The 19,566-nt window shown below is 71.4% G+C and carries 14 protein-coding genes; 11 read left to right on the top strand and 3 right to left on the bottom strand.

The genetic code is table 11. The features are described from left to right. Positions 1 to 41: 41 nt before the first annotated feature. Complete coding sequence (locus RUR_RS00210; protein WP_283132754.1) at positions 42 to 1,250, top strand: metallophosphoesterase; 1,209 nt, start codon at positions 42 to 44, stop codon at positions 1,248 to 1,250. Here the strand turns inward: RUR_RS00210 and RUR_RS00205 are convergent. Beyond that, positions 1,239 to 2,318: a LacI family DNA-binding transcriptional regulator gene (locus tag RUR_RS00205; RefSeq protein WP_346349003.1), complete on the bottom strand. Its 1,080-nt coding sequence runs from the start codon at positions 2,316 to 2,318 to the stop codon at positions 1,239 to 1,241. The two genes, RUR_RS00210 and RUR_RS00205, sit on opposite strands and share 12 nt — an antisense overlap. 126 nt (positions 2,319 to 2,444) lie before the next feature. On the opposite strand from RUR_RS00205, the gene RUR_RS00200 reads away from it, so the two are divergent. The 7 genes from RUR_RS00200 to RUR_RS00170 all read left to right on the top strand — a co-directional run bounded on the left by RUR_RS00200 (position 2,445) and on the right by RUR_RS00170 (position 12,355). After that, positions 2,445 to 3,659 (top strand): ABC transporter ATP-binding protein, encoded by a 1,215-nt coding sequence (locus RUR_RS00200; protein WP_283132753.1) that lies wholly within the window; start codon positions 2,445 to 2,447, stop codon positions 3,657 to 3,659. A gap of 179 nt (positions 3,660 to 3,838) precedes the next feature. Next, the gene (locus RUR_RS00195; RefSeq protein ID WP_283132752.1) at positions 3,839 to 4,411 is read left to right on the top strand and encodes an arsenate reductase/protein-tyrosine-phosphatase family protein; all 573 of its coding nucleotides are present in this window, start codon (positions 3,839 to 3,841) and stop codon (positions 4,409 to 4,411) included. Positions 4,412 to 4,483: 72 nt separating this feature from the next. Further along, positions 4,484 to 5,647 carry a PQQ-dependent sugar dehydrogenase gene (locus RUR_RS00190; RefSeq protein ID WP_283132751.1) on the top strand — a complete coding sequence of 388 codons (1,164 nt, stop codon included), beginning with the start codon at positions 4,484 to 4,486 and terminating at the stop codon, positions 5,645 to 5,647. Between the two features lie 432 nt (positions 5,648 to 6,079). Then, positions 6,080 to 7,912, top strand: coding sequence for a M14 family metallopeptidase (locus tag RUR_RS00185; protein WP_283132750.1), 1,833 nt, complete (start codon positions 6,080 to 6,082; stop codon positions 7,910 to 7,912). 118 nt (positions 7,913 to 8,030) lie between these two features. Continuing rightward, positions 8,031 to 9,545 (top strand): M28 family metallopeptidase, encoded by a 1,515-nt coding sequence (locus RUR_RS00180; RefSeq protein WP_283132749.1) that lies wholly within the window; start codon positions 8,031 to 8,033, stop codon positions 9,543 to 9,545. Between the two features lie 293 nt (positions 9,546 to 9,838). Continuing rightward, positions 9,839 to 10,783 carry a hypothetical protein gene (locus RUR_RS00175; RefSeq protein WP_283132748.1) on the top strand — a complete coding sequence of 315 codons (945 nt, stop codon included), beginning with the start codon at positions 9,839 to 9,841 and terminating at the stop codon, positions 10,781 to 10,783. A gap of 273 nt (positions 10,784 to 11,056) precedes the next feature. Further along, positions 11,057 to 12,355 (top strand): serine hydrolase domain-containing protein, encoded by a 1,299-nt coding sequence (locus RUR_RS00170; RefSeq protein ID WP_283132747.1) that lies wholly within the window; start codon positions 11,057 to 11,059, stop codon positions 12,353 to 12,355. On the opposite strand, the gene RUR_RS00165 is transcribed toward RUR_RS00170, so the two are convergent. Both RUR_RS00165 and RUR_RS00160 read right to left on the bottom strand, forming a co-directional pair. Beyond that, entirely contained in the window at positions 12,345 to 12,995 is a 651-nt protein-coding gene (locus RUR_RS00165; protein WP_283132746.1) for a response regulator, read from the bottom strand. The two genes, RUR_RS00170 and RUR_RS00165, sit on opposite strands and share 11 nt — an antisense overlap. Beyond that, a complete protein-coding gene (locus RUR_RS00160) occupies positions 12,992 to 14,116 on the bottom strand; it encodes a sensor histidine kinase (protein WP_283132745.1) in 1,125 nt (374 codons plus the stop codon). Before RUR_RS00160 ends, RUR_RS00165 begins: the two co-directional genes overlap by 4 nt. 165 nt (positions 14,117 to 14,281) lie before the next feature. Between RUR_RS00160 and RUR_RS00155 the strand changes: the two genes are divergently transcribed. The 3 genes from RUR_RS00155 to RUR_RS00145 are packed head-to-tail and all read left to right on the top strand — an operon-like array spanning position 14,282 to position 19,112. Next, positions 14,282 to 15,670, top strand: a complete 1,389-nt coding sequence (locus RUR_RS00155; protein WP_283132744.1) for an MFS transporter — start codon at positions 14,282 to 14,284, stop codon at positions 15,668 to 15,670. Continuing rightward, positions 15,667 to 17,745 carry a S9 family peptidase gene (locus tag RUR_RS00150; protein ID WP_283132743.1) on the top strand — a complete coding sequence of 693 codons (2,079 nt, stop codon included), beginning with the start codon at positions 15,667 to 15,669 and terminating at the stop codon, positions 17,743 to 17,745. Before RUR_RS00155 ends, RUR_RS00150 begins: the two co-directional genes overlap by 4 nt. Beyond that, positions 17,742 to 19,112 (top strand): serine hydrolase domain-containing protein, encoded by a 1,371-nt coding sequence (locus tag RUR_RS00145; protein ID WP_283132742.1) that lies wholly within the window; start codon positions 17,742 to 17,744, stop codon positions 19,110 to 19,112. Before RUR_RS00150 ends, RUR_RS00145 begins: the two co-directional genes overlap by 4 nt. Positions 19,113 to 19,566 lie beyond the last annotated feature (454 nt).

The raw sequence follows: 19,566 nt of genomic DNA, 5'->3' as shown, positions 1-19,566 counted from the left end.
TCCCCGGTACCGTCGCGCCGGGACCCCGGCGCCGCCTGGTCGTGTGGGTCTTCGCCGTGCTCGCGGCGGTCGGGACGGCCTCGATGCTGGTGGGCCTCGTCGAAGGGCTGCCCCGCTGGGTCACCTGGCCGCTCGGCGTCTTCCGAAGTCTGGCGGCCTTCTTCACCCTGACCCTGCTCCTGCTGGAGGTCCCGCGGCTGATCGTCCTGCGCCGCCGTCGAAGGCGTGCCGCCCCCGGAGCCGCCCCGGCCCCGGGGGAGCGGCCCGAGGCCGTCCTGGAACCCGCCGCGTCCACCGGCCGGCGCGGACCCGGCGCGGCCGTCCCGGGGGCCGAGGACGGCCGTCCGGCGGGTGAGGGCGAGCAGGCGGCCGTACCCGGCGCACCGGACCCGCGTCGGGGGCCGGCGGAGCCGGACAGGCGGCTTTTCCTCGGGCGGTCGGCCGCGCTGATCGCCGCCGTGGCGGCGACCGGGACGACGGTGTACGGCGTGCGCGGGGCGCTCGCCCCGCCGGAGATCAGAAGGGTGCCCATCGAGCTGGCCCGGCTTGGCTCCGGTTTCCACGGCTTCCGGATCGCCGCGGTGAGCGACCTCCACATCGGCCAGTACCTCGGGCGTGGGCACACCGAGCGGGTGGTCCGGATGATCAACGAGCTGGAGCCCGACCTGATCGCCGTCGTGGGGGATCTCGCCAGCGGCACCGTCGCCCATCTCGGCCGGGACGCCGAGCCGCTCCGCGATCTGCACGCGCCGTTCGGCTCGTTCTACGTGACCGGCAACCACGAGTTCGCCTACAACGCCGGGGAGTGGAGCATCGAGGTGGAACGCCTCGGCATCCGGGCGCTCCGCAACGAGCGGGCCGAGCTCACCCGGGCCGGGTCGACCCTCGACCTCGCCGGGGTGGACGACGTCTTCGCCTGGGAGATCCCCGGGCTCCGGGGGCCCGACTTCGACGCCGCCCTCGGCGGACGCGACGAGTCCCGGCCGGTCGTTCTCCTGGCCCACCAGCCGCTGCAGGCGGAGGAGGCGTCCAAGCACGGCGTCGACCTGCAGATCTCCGGCCACACCCACGGCGGCCAGGTCGCCGGGCTCGGCTATCTGGCCGCGCTCAGCCAGCCCGTGGTGGCCGGGCTCGGCGCCGTCGGCGGCACCCGGGTCTACGTCACCAGCGGCGCGGGTTTCTCCAACATCCCGGTCCGGATCGGCGTGCCCCCCGAGATCAGCCTTCTCGAACTCCGCTCACCCGCGTAGCCCCCGGTCCCGGGGGTCCGTGCCGTACCGGCCCCGCCCGGCCCCGTCGGTGGGCGGCGCGCAGCTGCCGCGGACGACGAGCTCGGTCGGCAGCACGGTCGGCCGGGTCCGGGTGGCGCGCGGGTCGCGCAGCACCAGCTCGGCGGCGCGGTAGCCCATGTCCCGGGCCGGCTGGGAGATCACGGTCAGGGTGGGGCTGCACAGCTCGGCCCAGGGGACGTCGTCGAACATGACGATCGACACGTCCTTCGGGACCCGCAGGTCCAGTTCACGGGCGGCCAGGACGGCGGCCTCGCCCAGGATGTTGTTCCCGGCGAGCAGCGCGGAGATGTCGGGCCGCCGCTGGAACAGGCTCGCCGCGGCCGCGTAGGAGGTGTCCCGGGCGCCGCGGGCGGTCACGATCAGCTCGTCGTCGGCGGGGACCCCGGAGTGGGTGAGAGCCTCCCGGAAGGCCTGCTGCCGGCCGTTCCCGCCCAGGAAGCCGATCCTGCGGTGCCCGAGTCCGGCCAGGTAGCCGACGGCGGCGTGGATGCCGGACCGGTCGTCGGCGAGGACCGCGGGCACCTTGTGCAGCGCGGTGGCGTCCCGGCCGGTCGGCGTGGGGGACAGGCCGAGGGGGAGCCGGTCGGCGAACACCAGGTGGATGTCGGCGCGAAGGACGGGGATCCAGGCCTCGGCGTCACCCGAGGGCACGGCGATGACGCGGTCGACGCTCTGGTCGACGAACCCGCCGATGAGCTCGGCCTCACGCTCGGGGTCGTTGCCGGTGGTCCCCACGATCACGTGTTCGTTCATGGATCTCGCGCAGGAGAGCACGCCGTCGGCGAGCCGGGAGTAGAAGAGATTGGTGATGTCCGGGACGAGCAGGCCGAGGGCGCCGGTGCGCCGCAGTTTCAGGTTCCGGCCCAGGGCGCTCGGCCGGTAGTCGAGTCTGGCGGCCGCCTCCAGAACCTTCTCCCGCGTCCGTGAGCTGGCCGAACCGTTGCCGGAGAGCACCCGGGAGACGGTGGCCACCCCCACTCCCGCCGCGGCCGCCACGTCTTTGATCGTCGCCCTGTGGTCCATCATGGAAACGATTCCAGCACAGATTCCACCGAGGTTCCACTTCATGGGTCGGTTGAAGTGCCCTCTTGACATATATAAGCCGTTCTGGTGAGGTTCGGTGAAAACGTATCCATCGATCGAGGGACCGTCATGGCATCAATCGTTCTCAGAGGGGTCGACAAGATCTACGCCGGTGGCGTGAAAGCGGTGAACGGGCTCGACCTCGAGATCAAGGACGGCGAGTTCATGGTGCTCGTCGGCCCCTCCGGGTGCGGCAAGTCCACGGCGCTGCGGATGATCGCCGGCCTGGAGGACATCAGTGGCGGTGAGATCCACATCGGGGACAAGGTGGTCAACCACCTGCCGCCCAAGGATCGCGACATCGCGATGGTGTTCCAGAACTACGCCCTCTATCCGCACATGACGGTCGAGGAGAACCTCGCCTTCGGCCTCAAGCTCCGCAAGATGCCCAAGGCCGAGATCCAGCGCCGGGTGGTGGAGGCCGCGAACATGCTCGGCCTGGAGGGTTACCTCAAGCGCAAGCCCGCCGCGCTCTCCGGTGGTCAGCGGCAGCGTGTCGCCATGGGCCGCGCCATCGTTCGCGAGCCGCGGGCGTTCCTCATGGACGAGCCGCTCTCCAACCTCGACGCCAAGCTCCGCGTCTCGATGCGCGCCTCGCTCAACCAGCTGCACGAGCGCCTCGGCGTCACCACCGTCTACGTCACCCACGACCAGGTCGAGGCGATGACCCTCGGCGACCGGGTGTGCGTCCTCAAGGACGGCGTGCTCCAGCAGGTCGACACCCCGCAGAACCTCTTCGACCGGCCGGTGAACCTGTTCGTGGCCGGCTTCATGGGCTCCCCGGCGATGAACTTCGTCACCGCGGACCTGGTTCGTGACGGCATCGCCTTCGCCAACTACCGGCTGCCCATCCCCGCCTCGACCTTCACCGACAAGCCGGGTCTCGGCGACTACATCGGCCGCAAGCTCATCGTCGGCGTCCGCCCCTCCGACTTCGAGGACGCCAGGAGCGCGAACGGCCACAACGAGGGCTGGGCGCGCATCCCGGTCAGGGTGAGCGTCACCGAGGAGCTGGGCAGCGAGATCAACGTCCTGTTCACGATCGACGCCCCGCCGGTCATGCACAAGGACGCCCTGGCCCTGGCCCAGGACGCGGCGGGTGACGAGGCCGACGGGTCGCTGCCGCTGGGCGGCGGCAAGTCGCTGTGGACCGCCCGGGTCAACTCGCGGAGCCAGGTCCGGCCGAACCAGGACCTCGAGCTCGTCGTCGACACGCACAACCTCCACTTCTTCGACCCCGAGTCCGGCCTGGCGATCGGCCACCCGGCCAACGTTCGGGGCTGATTCCTCGCCGCCCCCCGTCCGCCCGACACCGGGCGGACGGGGTAGGCGCGTGGCTCGGCCGGCCGGTCAGTGGCCGGTGAATGCGGTGAAGATGTCGCGTTAAGCCGCATTGGGTGCCGTCCCGTCTCGGGTCCGGGACGGCACTTCGAGTTTCGGATCTCCTCGCGGGAAGGTCTCCGATGAGCTTCCGCCTTCTTTTCGTCTGTACGGGCAACATCTGCCGTTCCCCGCTCGCCGAGCGGCTGACCCGCGCCCGGCTCGGCCCCGGCACCGAGGGGTTCCGGGTACGGAGCGCCGGGACGTTCGCCGTCTCCGGTAAGCCGATGACCCCGCTCGCCGTCGACGTCCTCGAAGAGCTCGGCGGGAGTGCCGAGGGGTTCGCCTCCCAGCCGGTCACGGCGGAGCTCCTCACCGAGGCCGACCTGGTGCTGACGGCGACCGCCGAGCACCGCGCGTACACCGTGCGGGCCGCGTCCTCCCTGGCACCCCGCGTCTACACCATGCGCGAGTTCGCCGCCCTCGTCGCCGAGACGGACCGGCGGGGGATCGTTCGGCTGCCCCACCCGGCCGACCGGGCCCGGGCCCTGATCCGCCAGGTGGCCCTGCTCCGGGGCGACGACCCCGTCCTGGCCAAGGACGACGAGGACATCGACGACCCGTACGGCCATCCGCCGGAAACCTACCGCCGGACCGGTGTGGCCGTCGCCGAGGCCCTCACCCCGGCCCTGGAGATCATCAACTTTTCCGGCTGACCGGTCGTCCAACGTTGTCGGGCGTGTCCGCGCCGGGACCGCGGACTAGGGTGAGGGCGGGAGAGGAGTCGCATGGCGGCGAACCGGTGGATGAAGTCGGCGGCGTGGCTGCTTGCCGCGGGACTGTTCGCGACGGGGTGCGTGGGCGTGCGGTCGGCGGAGCGGCCCGAACCGCCGGGCGGCCCCGGGGCGCCGCCGGGGGACGTCGCGGTCCGGTTCACCGAGATCGCCCGGCTGGAGTCCCCGGTGGCGTTCGCGGTGCGCAAGGGGGAGGACACCCTCTACGTCGCCGAGCAGACGGGGCGGTTGCGGGCGATCCGGGACGGGAAGGTCGACCCGGTTCCGGTGGTGGATCTCAGCCGGGAGGTGAGCGACGGCAACGAGCAGGGGCTGCTCGGGGTCGCGTTCTCGCCGGACGGGAGCCGTCTCTATCTGGACTGGACCGACCTGGACGGGCACACACACGTCACCGAGTGGTCGTTCGCCGGGGGCAAGGCCTCGGCCCGGCGAGACGTGCTGACCCAGCGGCAGCCGTACCCCAACCACAAAGGGGGGCAGCTCGCCTTCGGCAAGGACGGCTACCTCTACATCGCCTTCGGCGACGGGGGGAGCGGCGGGGATCCGCACGGGTACGGCCAGGACCTGGGCACCTGGCTCGGTAAGATCCTTCGGATCGACCCGCGTGGCGGCACGCCGTACCGGGTGCCCGAGGACAACCCCTTCGTCGGACGGGCGGGGGCGAAGCCGGAGATCTGGGCGTACGGGCTCCGTAACCCCTGGCGGTTCTCGTTCGACGCCGAGACCGGCGACCTGTGGATCGGGGACGTCGGCCAGAACGCGTGGGAGGAGGTCGACCGGCAGCCCGGCACCTCCAAGGGCGGGGAGAACTACGGCTGGAACAAGCGTGAGGGCAGACACCCATTCAACGGGGGGGACAAGCCCGCGGACGCGGTCGACCCGGTCCTGGAGTACCAGCTGAACGACAACGGCACCTGCTCGGTGATCAGCGGATACGTCTACCGGGGCACGGCGATCCCCGGGCTTGGGGGGCGCTACCTGTACGGCGACTTCTGCGCGGGCTGGGTGCGTTCGGTGGAGGTACGGCCGCAGGGCGTGGGGGAGCCCACCGAGCTGGGCAGGGTTGAACAGCTCAGCTCGTTCGGCGAGGATCACAGACGTGAGCTGTACGCCCTGAGCCTGCAGGGCGGCGTCTACCGCCTTGAGGCCGCCCGCTGACCCGGCCGCCGCCGGGGGGTGGATCGGCCGCGCGCCGTTCGGTGTCAGCCGATCTGACGATCACTTGTCGGCCGCGGTGTTCAGGTGTTGTACGGTTCGCTTCGGCGCCGACGCCGGATGCCGGACTGAGCTGGGCGGTCGCCGGGTTTCCCGGGCGATCGCGCGAAGGCCGCCGTACCGGTATCAGATGTCGTTTTCGCTGAGACATCGCCATGAATTTGACTATTAAGAGCTTCCTACTCGGAAGACATGAAAAATCAGAGTATTAAGAGATAAGTCTGAACTACCCGACCCAGCGGATCACGCCAGCTGCGGGCCTTTCGCGCTGCTTGTCGGGTTCTAAGTTTTTGTTCACAGTTTTGGCGATGTCTGACTGATGCCCCTTGCTGGATGATGCGCGCGGTCCGAGTCTCCCGGCAGAAGGAGGCTGTCGTGAAACGCAATGTTCTGCTCACGGGGCTCACGTTGCTGGCGGTGCTCTGTGCGACCGCACTGACCGGACCGAGCGCGTCGTCGGCCGCGGAACCACCGGCAAACAGGCAGTATCGGGTTGACGGCCCAAGCACGTCACAACAACGGACCGAGATCGCCAGGACCGGTGCCGCGATCGACGAGGTGGCGCACGGAGCGGTGGTCGTCTCCGCGACCGCCGAGGAGGCCGATGCGATCAAACGCCTCGGCTACAAGGTCACCCTCATCCCCCGCCAACTGTCCCCCGTGGTGCCCAAGGCTCAGGACTTCCCCCCGGCGGACTCCAACTACCACAACTTCGCCGAGCTGACGGCGGCGGTCGACCGCGTCGTGGCCGACCACCCGACGATCGCCCGGAAGATCAGCGTCGGCACCACCTACGAGGGCCGCGACCTGATGGCCGTCAAGATCAGTGACAACGTGGCCGTCGACGAGGACGAGACCGAGGTCATGTTCACGCACCATCAGCACGCGCGTGAGCACCTGACCAAGGAGATGGCGGTCTACCTCCTCAACCTGTTCACCGACAACTACGGGACGGACTCCCGCATCACCGGCCTGGTGAACTCGCGGGAGATCTGGATCCTGCCCGACCTCAACCCCGACGGCGGCGAGTACGACATCGCCGCGGGCACCTACCGCTCCTGGCGGAAGAACCGGCAGCCCAACTCCGGGTCGAGCAGCATAGGCACCGACCTCAACCGCAACTGGGCCTACAACTGGGGCTGCTGCGGCGGTTCGTCGTCGAGCACGTCGAGCGACACCTACCGGGGCCCGTCGGCCGAGTCGGCACCCGAGGTGCGGGCGGTCGCGAACTTCGTGCGCAGCCGGGTCGTCGGCGGCAGGCAGCAGATCAAGGCGGCCATCGACTTCCACACCTACGGCCAGCTCATCCTGTGGCCGTACGGCTACACCTACAACGACACCGGGCCCGGCCTGACCCAGGACGACCGGGACGCGCACGCCGCGCTCGGCCAGAACATGGCGACGACCAACGGCTACACCCCGGAGCAGGCGAGCGACCTCTACATCACCGACGGGACGATCGACGACTGGCTCTGGGGCTCCCAGAAGATCTTCAACTACACGTTCGAGATGTATCCCTCCTCGGGTGGCGGCGGCTTCTACCCGCCCGACGAGGTCATCCCCGCCCAGACCTCCCGGAACCGGGAAGCCGTGCTCCGCCTGCTCGAATACTCCGACTGCGTCTACCGGATCATCGGCAAGGAAGCGCAGTACTGCGGTACCGGTCCGCCTCCGATCACGGTGTACTCCGATGATTTCGAGGTGGCGTCGGGGTGGGCGGTGAATCCGTCGGGGACGGACACGGCGACGTCGGGGGTGTTCGAGCGGGGTGACCCGGAGGCGACGACGTCGAGCGGGGCCAAGCAGCTGGGGACGACGACGTCGGGGGTGAACGGTCTGGTGACGGGCCGGTTGGCGGGTGCGTCGGCGGGTGCCTACGACGTGGACGGCGGGGTGACGTCGGTGTGGTCGCCGTCGATCGCGTTGCCGGCGTCGGGGACGTTGACGTTGTCGTTCTCGTGGTATCTGGCGCACGGGTCCAATGCGTCGTCGGCTGACTTCCTGCGGGTGAAGGTGGTGGGTTCGTCGACGACGCAGGTGTTCCAGCAGCTGGGTGCGGCGTCCAACCGCAACGGCGCGTGGGCGACGGCGACGGCGAACGTGTCCGGGTTCGCGGGTCAGTCGGTGCGGATTCTGATCGAGGCGGCGGACGCGTCGACGGCGAGTCTGGTGGAGGCCGGGATCGACGACGTACGGATCACTCGGTGATTTCGCGGTGCGGGCTCCGGCGGGACCGGCGCCCGCACCGCTCCGGTGTTGCAGGATCGGCCGGGCGCGCCCGGCCCGTACACACGGTTCGTATCTCCTTACCCCCCAAGGAGCGTCAGTGAAACGACTGCTGCTGTCCATCGCCACCGGGCTGGCTCTGGTGCTGGCCCCGGCGACCTCGGTGACGGCGTCGGCGGGGCAGGCCCTCGCCCCGCCGAACATCTCCCTGGCCAACGTCAAGGCCCACCTATCCCAGTTCCAGTCGATCGCCACGGCCAACGGCGGCAACCGCGCCCACGGCCGTCCCGGGTACCTAGCCTCGGTCAACTACGTGAAGAGCCAGCTGGACGCGGCCGGGTACACGACGGCGATCCAGTCGTTCACCTACGGGGGAGCGACCGGCTACAACCTGATCGCCGACTGGCCCGGCGGCAACCCCAACCACGTCATCATGACCGGCGCGCACCTGGACAGCGTGACGGCGGGACCGGGGATCAACGACAACGGCTCGGGCTCGGCCGCGATCCTGGAGGTGGCCCTGGAGCTGGCCCGGCAGGGTGTCACCCCGGTGAACCACGTGCGGTTCGCCTGGTGGGGTGCCGAGGAGCTCGGTCTGCGCGGCTCGCAGTACTACGTGACCAACCTGCCGCCCGCCGAGCGCACCAAGATCAAGGGTTACTACAACTTCGACATGGTGGGCTCGCCCAACGCCGGCTACTTCGTGTACGACGGCGACAACTCCGACGGGGTCGGCTCCGGTCCCGGCCCGGCGGGTTCGGCCCACCTGGAGTCGGTGCTGCAGGGCTACTTCGGCTCGATCGGGGTCTCGACCCGGGGCACCGACTTCGACGGCCGTTCGGACTACGGCCCGTTCATCGCCGTGGGGATCCCGGCCGGCGGCACCTTCACCGGTGCCGAGGGGATCAAGTCCGCGGCGCAGGCCACCCTCTGGGGCGGCACCGCGGGCGCCGCGTTCGACGGCTGCTACCACCGGGTCTGCGACACCACGTCCAACATCAACGACACGGCTCTGGACCGTAACGCCGACGCCATCGCCGACGCGGTCTGGGATGTGGCCGTGGCCCCGCCCGCGCCTCCGATCACGGTGTACTCCGATGATTTCGAGGTGGCGTCGGGGTGGGCGGTGAATCCGTCGGGGACGGACACGGCGACGTCGGGGGTGTTCGAGCGGGGTGACCCGGAGGCGACGACGTCGAGCGGGGCCAAGCAGCTGGGGACGACGACGTCGGGGGTGAACGGTCTGGTGACGGGCCGGTTGGCGGGTGCGTCGGCGGGTGCCTACGACGTGGACGGCGGGGTGACGTCGGTGTGGTCGCCGTCGATCGCGTTGCCGGCGTCGGGGACGTTGACGTTGTCGTTCTCGTGGTATCTGGCGCACGGGTCCAATGCGTCGTCGGCTGACTTCCTGCGGGTGAAGGTGGTGGGTTCGTCGACGACGCAGGTGTTCCAGCAGCTGGGTGCGGCGTCCAACCGCAACGGCGCGTGGGCGACGGCGACGGCGAACGTGTCCGGGTTCGCGGGTCAGTCGGTGCGGATTCTGATCGAGGCGGCGGACGCGTCGACGGCGAGTCTGGTGGAGGCCGGGATCGACGACGTACGGATCACCCGCTAAGCCGGGACGATCGGGGCCCGGCCGGGGATCTCCGGCCGGGCCCGCCGGGCCGGATCGTGTCTACGCCGATCGGCGGACGCGAAGCGGCCGAAGAGAACAAGGACGGAAACCGATACGGCACGGCTATTGGTGTGGTTCAAAACCCATTGAGATATGCGTAATGGGTTTGTGTCACATCAATAGGTGTGGCCGGGAAATAAGTAAGAAATCTATCCGAATGACAGTCCAAGTAAGGGCGCGACAAAGACCGCCGAGAAGGCACCCGGCGGCCGATGTCCTTTTGAGGTGGCAGGATGCTTGAGCCAACACGTGTACGCCGGGTCACCGAACGTGAGCTCGCGAGTCTGCTCCGTACCGGTCCGTTCGAGCATGCCTTGAGGTCGGCGATTCAGTCGCGCGGCCTGAGCCTCGAACGGATCCACGCGCGGCTCCGGGAGCGCGGCGTGACGGTCAGCCTGGCGAGTCTGAGCAACTGGCAGCGGGGACGCTCCCGGCCCGAGCGCGAAACCTCCCTGCTCGCCGTCCGATTCCTGGAGGACATCCTCGGCCTTCCGAACGACGCCCTGGTGACGTTGCTCGGCCCGAGACGCCCCCGCGGCAGATGGCTCGACCATGTGCCGGGCTCCCTCACCTTCCAGGACCTCTGCCCCGTCTACTCGAACCTGGACGATCTGCTCACCCAGATCGAGAGCCCGGTCGACGGGCAGCTCGCCTGGCTGAGCCATCACGACCGCGTCCGGATCGGGGCCGCCCGGGAGGAACTGGTCGTCCAGAGCCGGGTCGTCTTCCAGGCGCGCCGTGACGGGGTCGACCGGCACGTCGCGATCCACTACAACCCCCGCGGGGCGCTCCCGAGCGCACGGCGGGTCACCTTCTGCCGGCCGGGCCGGGTCCGGGCCGATCCGGACGCGGGGCTGGTCGCGGTGGAGCTCCTGCTCGACCGCCCGCTCCGCGCGGGGGAGACCTACGTCCTGGAGTACGAGTTCGGCTACGCCACCACCGGACCGGAGGAGGTCGAGTTCAGCAGGGGGTTCCGGTTCCCCGTCCGGGAGTATCTGCTCCAGGTCCTCTTCGACCCGACCGCCCTGCCCACCCGCACCTACCGGGTGTGGCAGTCCCGGGCCAACTCCGAGAAGATCGACCTCGCGGAGCTCTCCCTCGACGGGTGGAACTCCGCACACCTGATCGAGTTCGACGTGGAACCCGGCGTGCACGGCATCCGCTGGGAGTGGGACTGACCCTGCCGCGCGACACGGTGTCCGTACGGCGGCACCGCGGGGCTGAGCCGAGGCGGGTGGGGCTTCGGATTCGTCCCCCGCGGGCCGGATAGCGGCACCGGGTCCGTACGGCTGCCCGCGGGTCAGGCGGGCGGGCCCGGTGTCCCGCCCGCGGCGGCCGGCGGAACGTCCGTAGGGGGCGTGCCCTACGAAAGCACGGATCGGGCCGGCGAAAGGCGTGTCCTGGGCGGACGGCCTTGTCCGGCCCGCGCGACCCCGGCGACAGTGGCGTCCATGGACGAATTGCTGGCCGAGACCGCGGCGCGACTGCGGATCACCGGCGCCCAGCTGGCGATCGCGGTGGACGGGGAGCTCACCGAGTACGCGACCGGTGTCGCCAACGCCGAACTGGGCACGCCGGTCACCCCCGACACGCTGTTCCAGATCGGCTCCACCGCCAAACTGCACACCGCGGCGCTCGTTCTCGGCTTGGTGGACGAGGGACGGGCCGACCTGGACGCCCCGGTCTCGGAGTATCTGCCGGAGCTGAGGCTCCCCGGTGAAGGGACGCTCACCCCCCGGCACCTGCTGTCGATGACCAGCGGTCTGGACAACGGTCCGTACGTCGACACCGGGCGCGGCGACGACTGCGTGGCCCGCTACGCCGAGCTTCTGGCCGAGATCCCCCCGGTCTTCGCGCCGGGGGAGGGGTTCGGCTACTCCAACGCCTCGACGGTCGTGTCCGGGCTGCTGATCGAGCGCCTCACCGGCTTGACCTGGGACGAGGCGCTGCAGCGGCGGTTGGCCGGCCCGGCGGGACTGGCCCGGACCGTGAGCCGGGACGAGGACCTGGTCTATCATCGGGTCGCCGTCGGGCATACCGTCGGCGGCGAGGTGGTCCGGCCGTGGTGCTTCTCCCGGGGCCTCGGCCCGGCCGGGAGCACCCTGTGCGCCACCGCCGGCGATCTCGCCCGGTTCGGCGTGATGATCCTGGGCGGCGGCGCCGGGGTCCTGTCGCCGGACGCGGTCGCGACGATGCAGACCCCGCACACCGAGGTCGAGGCCCGGTGGTTCGCCGAGCAGTGGTGCGCCGGGCCGTACCGGAAGGTCTGGGACGGGACCGCGGTGTACGGCCACGGCGGCACCAACCTCGGCGGCTCCTCCACCCTGGTCTGGATCCCGGAGCGGAACACGGCGCTCGCCGTGACCGTCAACACCCCGTCGCAGGGCTACCCCTTCGCGGACGCGGTCTTCGCCGGGGTCTGCGCCGACCTGCTGGGCCTGGCCGTGCCGGTACGGGCGGAGCCGGGCCTCGGGCTTCCCGTGGACGCCTCCCGCTACACCGGTGTCTACCGGACTTACGACACGCGCTACGCGGTGACGGAGCGGCCGGGCGGCCTCGCGGTCACCGCCGAATCGGACGGGGAGCGACTCACCTGCGACCTGCTGCCGCTCGGCGACCACCGGTTCCAGCCGGCCGACGACCGGCTCGGCGGCATGCACCGGTGGGACGTCGCCTTCGTCCCCGGCCCGGACGGCCGCGCGACGCGCTTCCTCAACGGGGCGTTCGCCGCCCGGCGGGTCAGCGGCTGACCAGACCCGCGTCGTAGGCGAGCAGCGCGGCCTGGGTGCGGTTGGCGCAGCGGAGTTTGGCGAGCAGCCGGGAGACGTGCCCTTTCACCGTCGTCTCGCTGAGGAACAGCCGTCCGCCGATCTGCGCGTTGGACAGCCCCTGCCCCAGGCAGGTGAGCACCTCCCGTTCGCGTTCGGTCAGCTCGGCGACGAGGCTCCGCGCCTGGTCCCGGGCGGGTTCGGCGGCGGCGAAGGCGTTGATCAGCCGCCGGGTCAGGGCGGGGGAGACGATCGCGTGCCCCTCGGCCCCGACCCGGACGATGTCGATCAGATCCTCGGGGTCGGTGTCCTTGAGCAGGAAACCGACGGCCCCGGCCCGCAGCGCCCGTACGGCGTACTCGTCCACGTCGAAGGTGGTCAGCATGATCACCTTCGGCGCCCCGGGCACACCGCAGATCCGCTCGGCGGCGGTGAGCCCGTCCACCCCGGGCATCCGGATGTCCATCAGCACCACGTCGGGCGTCAGCCGCAGGCACGCCTCCACCGCCTCGGCGCCGTCGTAGGCCTCCCCGACCACCTCGAGGTCACCGGCCCGGGACAGGATCGCCCGCAGATGTGCGCAGACCAGCCGCTCGTCGTCGACGAGGAGCACCCGGATCACCGGGTCACCGCCGGGAGGCTCGCCGTCAGCTCGAAACCGCCCTCGGGGGTGGGCGCCGCGTGGAAGGCGCCGCCGACCAGCTCGACCCGCTGCCGCAGCCCGAGCAGCCCGGTCCGCGACGAGGGCGGCATCACCGGCCGGCTCTCCCGAGGGGCGGCCGGGTTGCTGACGCTCACCCGCAGCCCCGCGCCGTCCCGGCTCACCCGGACCCGGACGGGGGCGCCGGGGGCGTGCTTGCGGGCGTTGGTCAGCGCCTCCTGGACGACCCGGTAGGCAGTGCGGCCCAGCGCGGCCGAGACGGTGATGCCGTCGTCCTGGGTGAGCTCGGCCGCGACGCCGGACTCGGCGACCAGCCGGGACAGGTCGACCAGGGTGGGCTGGGGGGCGAGCTCGACCGGTTCGGCGTCGTGCAGGACGCCGACCACCTCCCGCAACTCGTCCAGGGCACGCCGCCCGGTCGCGCGCAGCTCCTCGGCGGCCCGCCGGACTTCCTTCGTCGGCGCGGACATCCGCAGGGACCCGGCCTGGAGCACCATGAGGCTCACATGGTGGGTCACCACGTCGTGCATCTCACGGGCGAGCCGGGTGCGCTCCTCGGCCCGGGCCTGCTCGATCCGGAGCCGCTGCTCCGCCTCGGCGCGCTCGGCCCGTTCGGCGAGCGCCCGGTTGAGCCGCCGGGTGCTGTCGATGTAGAGGCCGAGCAGGGTCGCCGGGATCGTGAACAGCCCGCTGACGGAGATCAGCTGGATCGCCGTCGCCAGGGTCTGCGCCTCCCAGACACGCGACATCGCCAGCATGGTCACGGCCGCGACGCCGATGAGGAGCCGGCGCCGGCCCAGGTGCGCGCCGAGGGAGTAGAGCGCGAAGGGCACCGCGACGGGTGCCTCCAGATACGCGAGCGGGATCGTCAGCAGCGCCACCTGGAGCGGGTGGCTCCGCCGGACGAGCAGCAGCGCCGCCGCGATCACCTGGATCAGGACCCCCCGCCAGGGGAAGTCCGGCACCGGCACCAGCGGGACCACCCCGCTGATCACCAGGTCGCTCGCCACGCCCACCGCGCCCACGGCGCAGGCGAGGAGGACGTCCCCGGCCAGCTTGCGGGCGGAGGTGTGGGACGGCATGCGACCACGGTACCCGCCGATCCGGCGATTTCCCCCCTCACCTGGGCGAACACCGACGAAAGTAGGGGCACCCACCCTACTTTGGCGATGCCCGTACAGATCTTCCGCGGCTGGTGGCGGCCGTACTCCCGGCGGGAACCTCGAAGTCCCTCACCAGGAGGCCGCATGAACGATCCATCCACCCCGCTGTCCCGGGAGGACGCCCGGGCCGTGCTCGGGGTGACGGGCAGAGCCAACGACACCGCGCCGCTCCTGCGCACCCTGCGCGAACACGGCACCGGCCTCACCTTCATGGCCGGGCTCACCCTCCTCGCCGTCGTCGACGGCTTCCAGACCCAGGTCTTCACCGTGCTCACCCCGGAGATCTCCGCCGACCTCGGGGTGGACCTCGGCACGATCTCCGGCGTCATCGGCGTCCAGGGCGTCGCCGCGGGCCTGGCCCCGTTCGCGATCGCCGCGATGCTCCGCCGCTACCCGCACCGGGTACGGCTGGCGCTCGCCACCGGCTTCGCCTGGAGCGCGACCACCCTTTTCACCGGCATGGTGCACGGGCCCGGCTCGCTGGCCGCGCTGATGCTGGTCAACGGGGCCACCACCGGCGCGGTGGCGCTGCTCCATCCGCCGCTGCTCATGGACGCCTACCCGCCCGGAGCGCGGATGCGGATCATGTCGCTCTACTCCTCCGCCACCCCGCTGGCGGGCATCCTCGTCCCGCTGTTCATCGCCGGCCTGGTCACCTGGCCCGGCCTGGACTGGCGGGGGGTGTTCGTCGTGCTCGGCGCGATCTCCGTCCTCGCCTGCCTCTACGCGACCCGGCTGCGCGAGCCGGCGCTCGGGCGCTGGGACGTGGCCGAGCTGAGTTCGCGGGCCGGGACCGGCCCGCCGACCGGTCACGGCGATCTGCCCGGGTTCTTCGCCACGGTCCGGCGGGTGATGCGGATCCGCTCGGTCCGGCGGATGTCGCTGGGCTTCACCGCGATCGGCGCGCTCGCCGTGCCGTACGGGGTGGTGCTCTCCTCGCTGCTGGACGAGGAGTGGGGGCTCTCCGCCGGGCAGCGCGGGCTCTTCTCCAGTGCGGCGGCCGCGGTCTCCATCCTGGCGCTGGCCCTGTTCGGCGGGCGGGCCGAGGCCGCCTACCGCGCGGGTCCCGGCCGTTTCATGATGCTCTGCGGCGGGGCGCTCGCGCTGGCGGCCTCGGCCTTCGCCGCCTCGGCCCTCGTCCCCGGCGTCTGGTTCGCGCTGCCCCTGCTCGCCCTCGGCCAGGCGCTGCTCGCGGTGATCGGGCCGAGTCTGTTCATCGGCGGCCTGTCGGTGGTCAGGCCCGAAGACCGGGCACACGCCATGGCCACCCTGGGCCTGATCGTCGCCTTCGGCGGCCTGATCGGCGCCGGCCTGCTCGCCCTGGCGACCGCCTTCCTCGACCTGCGCGGGGCGCTGCTCCTGCTGCTCCTGCCCGCCGTCGGCGGCTCGCTGCTCATCGGCACCCTGCGCACCACCCTCATGGGCGATCTCGACGCCCTGATCGACCACGCGATCGGAGTCAACCCGAAGTGAACGAGAACTATCGACGCGCCGAGGCGCTGTACATCGCCCGCCAGGACGCCCTGATCCACCGGGCGACGGTGGTCCCGATCTGGGAGGGGGACACCTTCCGGTACCGGGTGAACACCCTCGAAGGCCCCCGGTGCGTCCGGGTGTCGGCGACGACGGGGGAGCGGTGGGAGATCGAGGACCCGGGCGGCGAGCCGGCCCTGCCCGCGGAGGTGACCGGGATGCGGGTCTCCCCCGGCGGGGAGTACACCGTGACCGTCACGGCGGGGAACCTGGCGGTGAACGGCGCGCCGATCACCGCCGACGGCGAGCCCGGCCACGCCTACGGGCTCCCGAGCGACCAGAGCGCGCTGCCGATCGTCGCCGTACAGAACGGCATGGCCACCTCGCCGCAGGTGGAGTGGGCACCGGACGGGCGCCGGTTCGTCACCCACCGAGTGGACCAGCGGCACGTGCCGACGCTCACCATGACCCAGTCGTGCCCGCCGGACGGGAGCCCGCGGCCGCTGGTCCGCACCGTCCACTACGAGATGCCCGGCGACCCGCTGCCGGTCTTCCGGCTGGTGGTCTTCGACGCGGAGACGGGGGAGCGGGTCGACGTCGTGATCGAGCCGCTGACCTTCACCCACGACGCCCCGCTCGGCATCGGGCGCGTCTGGTGGGAGGACGACGAGACCCTCTGGATGCTGTACGGCACCCGCGGCTATCAAGGGGCGCGGCTGTACCGGATCGACGCGCGGACCGGCGCTGCCGAGGTCGTCCTGGAGGAGGCCGGCGAAACCATCATGAACTCCTCGCCGACCGTGGTGGAGTTCCCCCTGGTCCGCGCCCACGGCGACGAGGTGCTCTGGTACTCCGACCGCTCCGGCTGGGGTCACCTGTACCGGTACGAGCGGGGCGAGCTGAAGAACGCCGTCACCGAAGGGGAATGGCTCGTCCGCGACCTGGTGCACCTCGACTGGGGCGCCCGGCGGGTCTACTTCCTCTCCGGCGGCCACGGGACCAACCCCTACCACCGCCGGCTGTGCCGGGCCGACCTGGACGGGACCGGCGTCGTCGTGCTCACCCCCGAGGACACCGACCACCACGTCGTCGCGTCCCCCGACGGACTCCGGTTCGTCGACACCCACGCGGCGCCGGACACGCCCCCGGTCACCGTCCTGCGCGACGCCGACGGGGCGGTCGTCGCCGAACTGGAACGCGCCGACGTCTCCGCCCTGGAGCAGGCGGGGTACCGGGCGCCGGAGGCGTTCACCGTCAAGGCGGCCGACGGCGTGACCGACCTGTACGGCCTGCTCCACCTGCCCGCGGACTTCGACGCCTCCGGCAGCTACCCGATCCTGGACTCGATCTACAACGGGCCGCAGATCAGCCGGCAGCTGCGGACCACGCTGCGCGGCTACTCCATCGACCCGTTCCTGCTCGACCCGGTCGGCGGCGCCCCGATGCTGGCGCAGCTCGGCCTGGCGGTCGTCGTCATGGACGGCCGCGGCACGCCGTACCGGTCCAAGGCCTTCCACGACGCCTCCTACGGCGACCCGGCCGCGGCCGTCGGCATCGACGACCACGTGGCGGCGATCAGGCAGCTCGCGGCCGAACGGCCGTACCTCGACCTGGCCCGGGTCGGGGTGACCGGGCACTCCGCCGGGGGCGCCGCCGCGCTGCACGCCGTACTCCGCCACCCGGGGTTCTTCACCGCGGCGATCTCCTCGGCGGGCGACCACGACCACAGCGGCTACTACGCGATCTGGGGGGAGACCTACCAGGGTCCGCCGCCCCAGGACTACACCGCCGGGTCGCCCCTCCCGCTGGCCGGGCGGCTCCGGGCCAAGCTGCTCCTGCTCTTCGGCGAAATGGACGAGAACTGCCACCCCGGCCTGTCGCTTCGCGTCGTCAACGCGCTCATCGCGCAGGACAAGGACTTCGAGATGCTCATGGTGCCGAACGCCACGCACGGCTACGGCGCCGCCGAAGCGCACGTGCTGCGGCGCCAGTGGGACTTCCTCACCCGCCACCTGATCGGCGCGGAGCCTCCGGCCGGTTACCGGATCGACCCGGCTTTCGGAGCGGGGCGATGACCGGCGGCACGGTACGGGCCCGCGGCGCAGGCGGCGGCGAACTCGGAGCCAGGCTCACCGAGCTCGCCGACCGGCATGGGATCACCGGCGCCGCCGTCGCGTTCAGCCGTGGGGACGTCGTGACCGAGGCCGCCACCGGGGTGCTCAACACCCGGACCGGGTATCCGGCGGGTGTCGACTCGCTGTTCCAGGTCGGCTCGATCGCCAAGGTGTGGACCGCCACACTGGTCATGCAGCTCGTCGCGGAGGGGCGGCTCCGGCTCGACCAGACCGTCCGGTCGGTCCTCCCCGGATTCGCACTCCAGGACGAGGAGGCGGCCGCGAGCGTCACGATCGAGGCGCTGCTCACCCACACCGCCGGGTTCGAGGGCGACGTGTTCGCCGACACCGGCCGGGGCGACGACGCGGTGGAGAGACTGGTCGCGCTTCTCGCCGGAACGCCGCAGCTCTTCCGGCCGGGCGCCATGTGGTCGTACAACAACGCCGGGTACTGCGTGCTCGGCCGGATCGTGGAGGTGCTGCGCGGCACGCCGTACGGCACGGCCCTGCACACCCACATCGCCGCCCCGCTCGGGCTCACCCACATCGCGACCTGCGCCGACGAGGCGATCCTGTACGGCACCGCGGTCGGGCACGCCGCCGGGGAGCCGCTGCCCGTCTGGTCGCTGATGCGCTCGAACGAGCCCGCCGGGTCGAGTCTGGCCATGCGCGCCCGCGACCTGCTGGACTTCGCCCGCACGCATCTGCGCGGCGGCCTCTCCCCGGACGGCGTGCGCCTGCTGCCGGAGGAGCTCGCGCCGCTCATGCGGGAGCCGCGCGTCGACTTACCGGACCTCGGCCGGGCGTCGTCCTGGGGCCTCGGCTGGGAGCTGCGGGGATGGGAGGGCGGCCTGGTCGCGGCACACGGCGGCACCACCCCCGGGCACGAGGCGACGCTGCTCACGGTGCCCGGGGCGGACGTGGCCGCCGTGCTGCTCACCAACGGCGGCGACCCGGGGCCGATCGTGCGCGGCCTGCTCCACCCGGTGATCGAGGAGCTTGCCGGGGTCCGGGCTCCGGTGCCTGCGGTCCCTCCGGCCGAGCCGCTTCCCGTGGACGCGGCCCGGTACACCGGGCGTTACCTGTCCGACGTGGTCTCCTGGGAGGTCGCCGAGGACGGTCCGGCCTCGCTCCGGCTCACCGCGACCCCGCTCGGCGCGACCGCGGAGTACGGCGGCGGGCCGCAGGGTTTCCGCCTGCTGCGGCTGCGCGGCGACACCTTCGCCTTCGCCGAACCCCGGGGCGGGGAGCACTCGGTCGTCGCCTTCGTCGGCGGGGACCGCATCGGGTTCCTGCACACCGGCCGAGCCAACCCCCGCGTGGCCTGAGCCCGGCAGCGGCCCCGAGGGCCGCGGGGTCGCAGCCCGCACACGAGGGTGATCGTTGTGCTGTCTGCACCCGCTGGGGTGCGCACGCCACAACGATCATCCGTACGGCACGCCGGCTGGGGCCACTCGGGCCCGGAGGGTCGATCAAGGTCGGCTTGGCGTGGCGGCCATCGGATACCGGGTGATCGTTGTGCTGTCTGCACCCGCTGGGGTGCGCACGCCACAACGATCACCTGTACGGCACGCCGGCCGCTGCCGATCGCATCGGGAATCGGTGGGAATCCTCGCTGTCATCCCAGGGGCGGTCGTGTAGCGGATTCTGAAAGGAGCAATGCTGTATCGCCGGTGTTCAGTGTGATACTGGAGAAATACAATGTCACACACTGAATACTGTGTACTAGATACTGAATAACACTCTCCATTACCGTGGGGGCAAACGACGATCAACGGTCGG

The sequence above is a fragment of the Rhizohabitans arisaemae genome, from assembly GCF_025996515.1.
Lineage (GTDB): Bacteria > Actinomycetota > Actinomycetes > Streptosporangiales > Streptosporangiaceae > Rhizohabitans > Rhizohabitans arisaemae.
The sequence above is the reverse complement of the archived record's forward strand: the minus strand, read 5'-3'. Positions and strand labels throughout refer to the sequence as shown.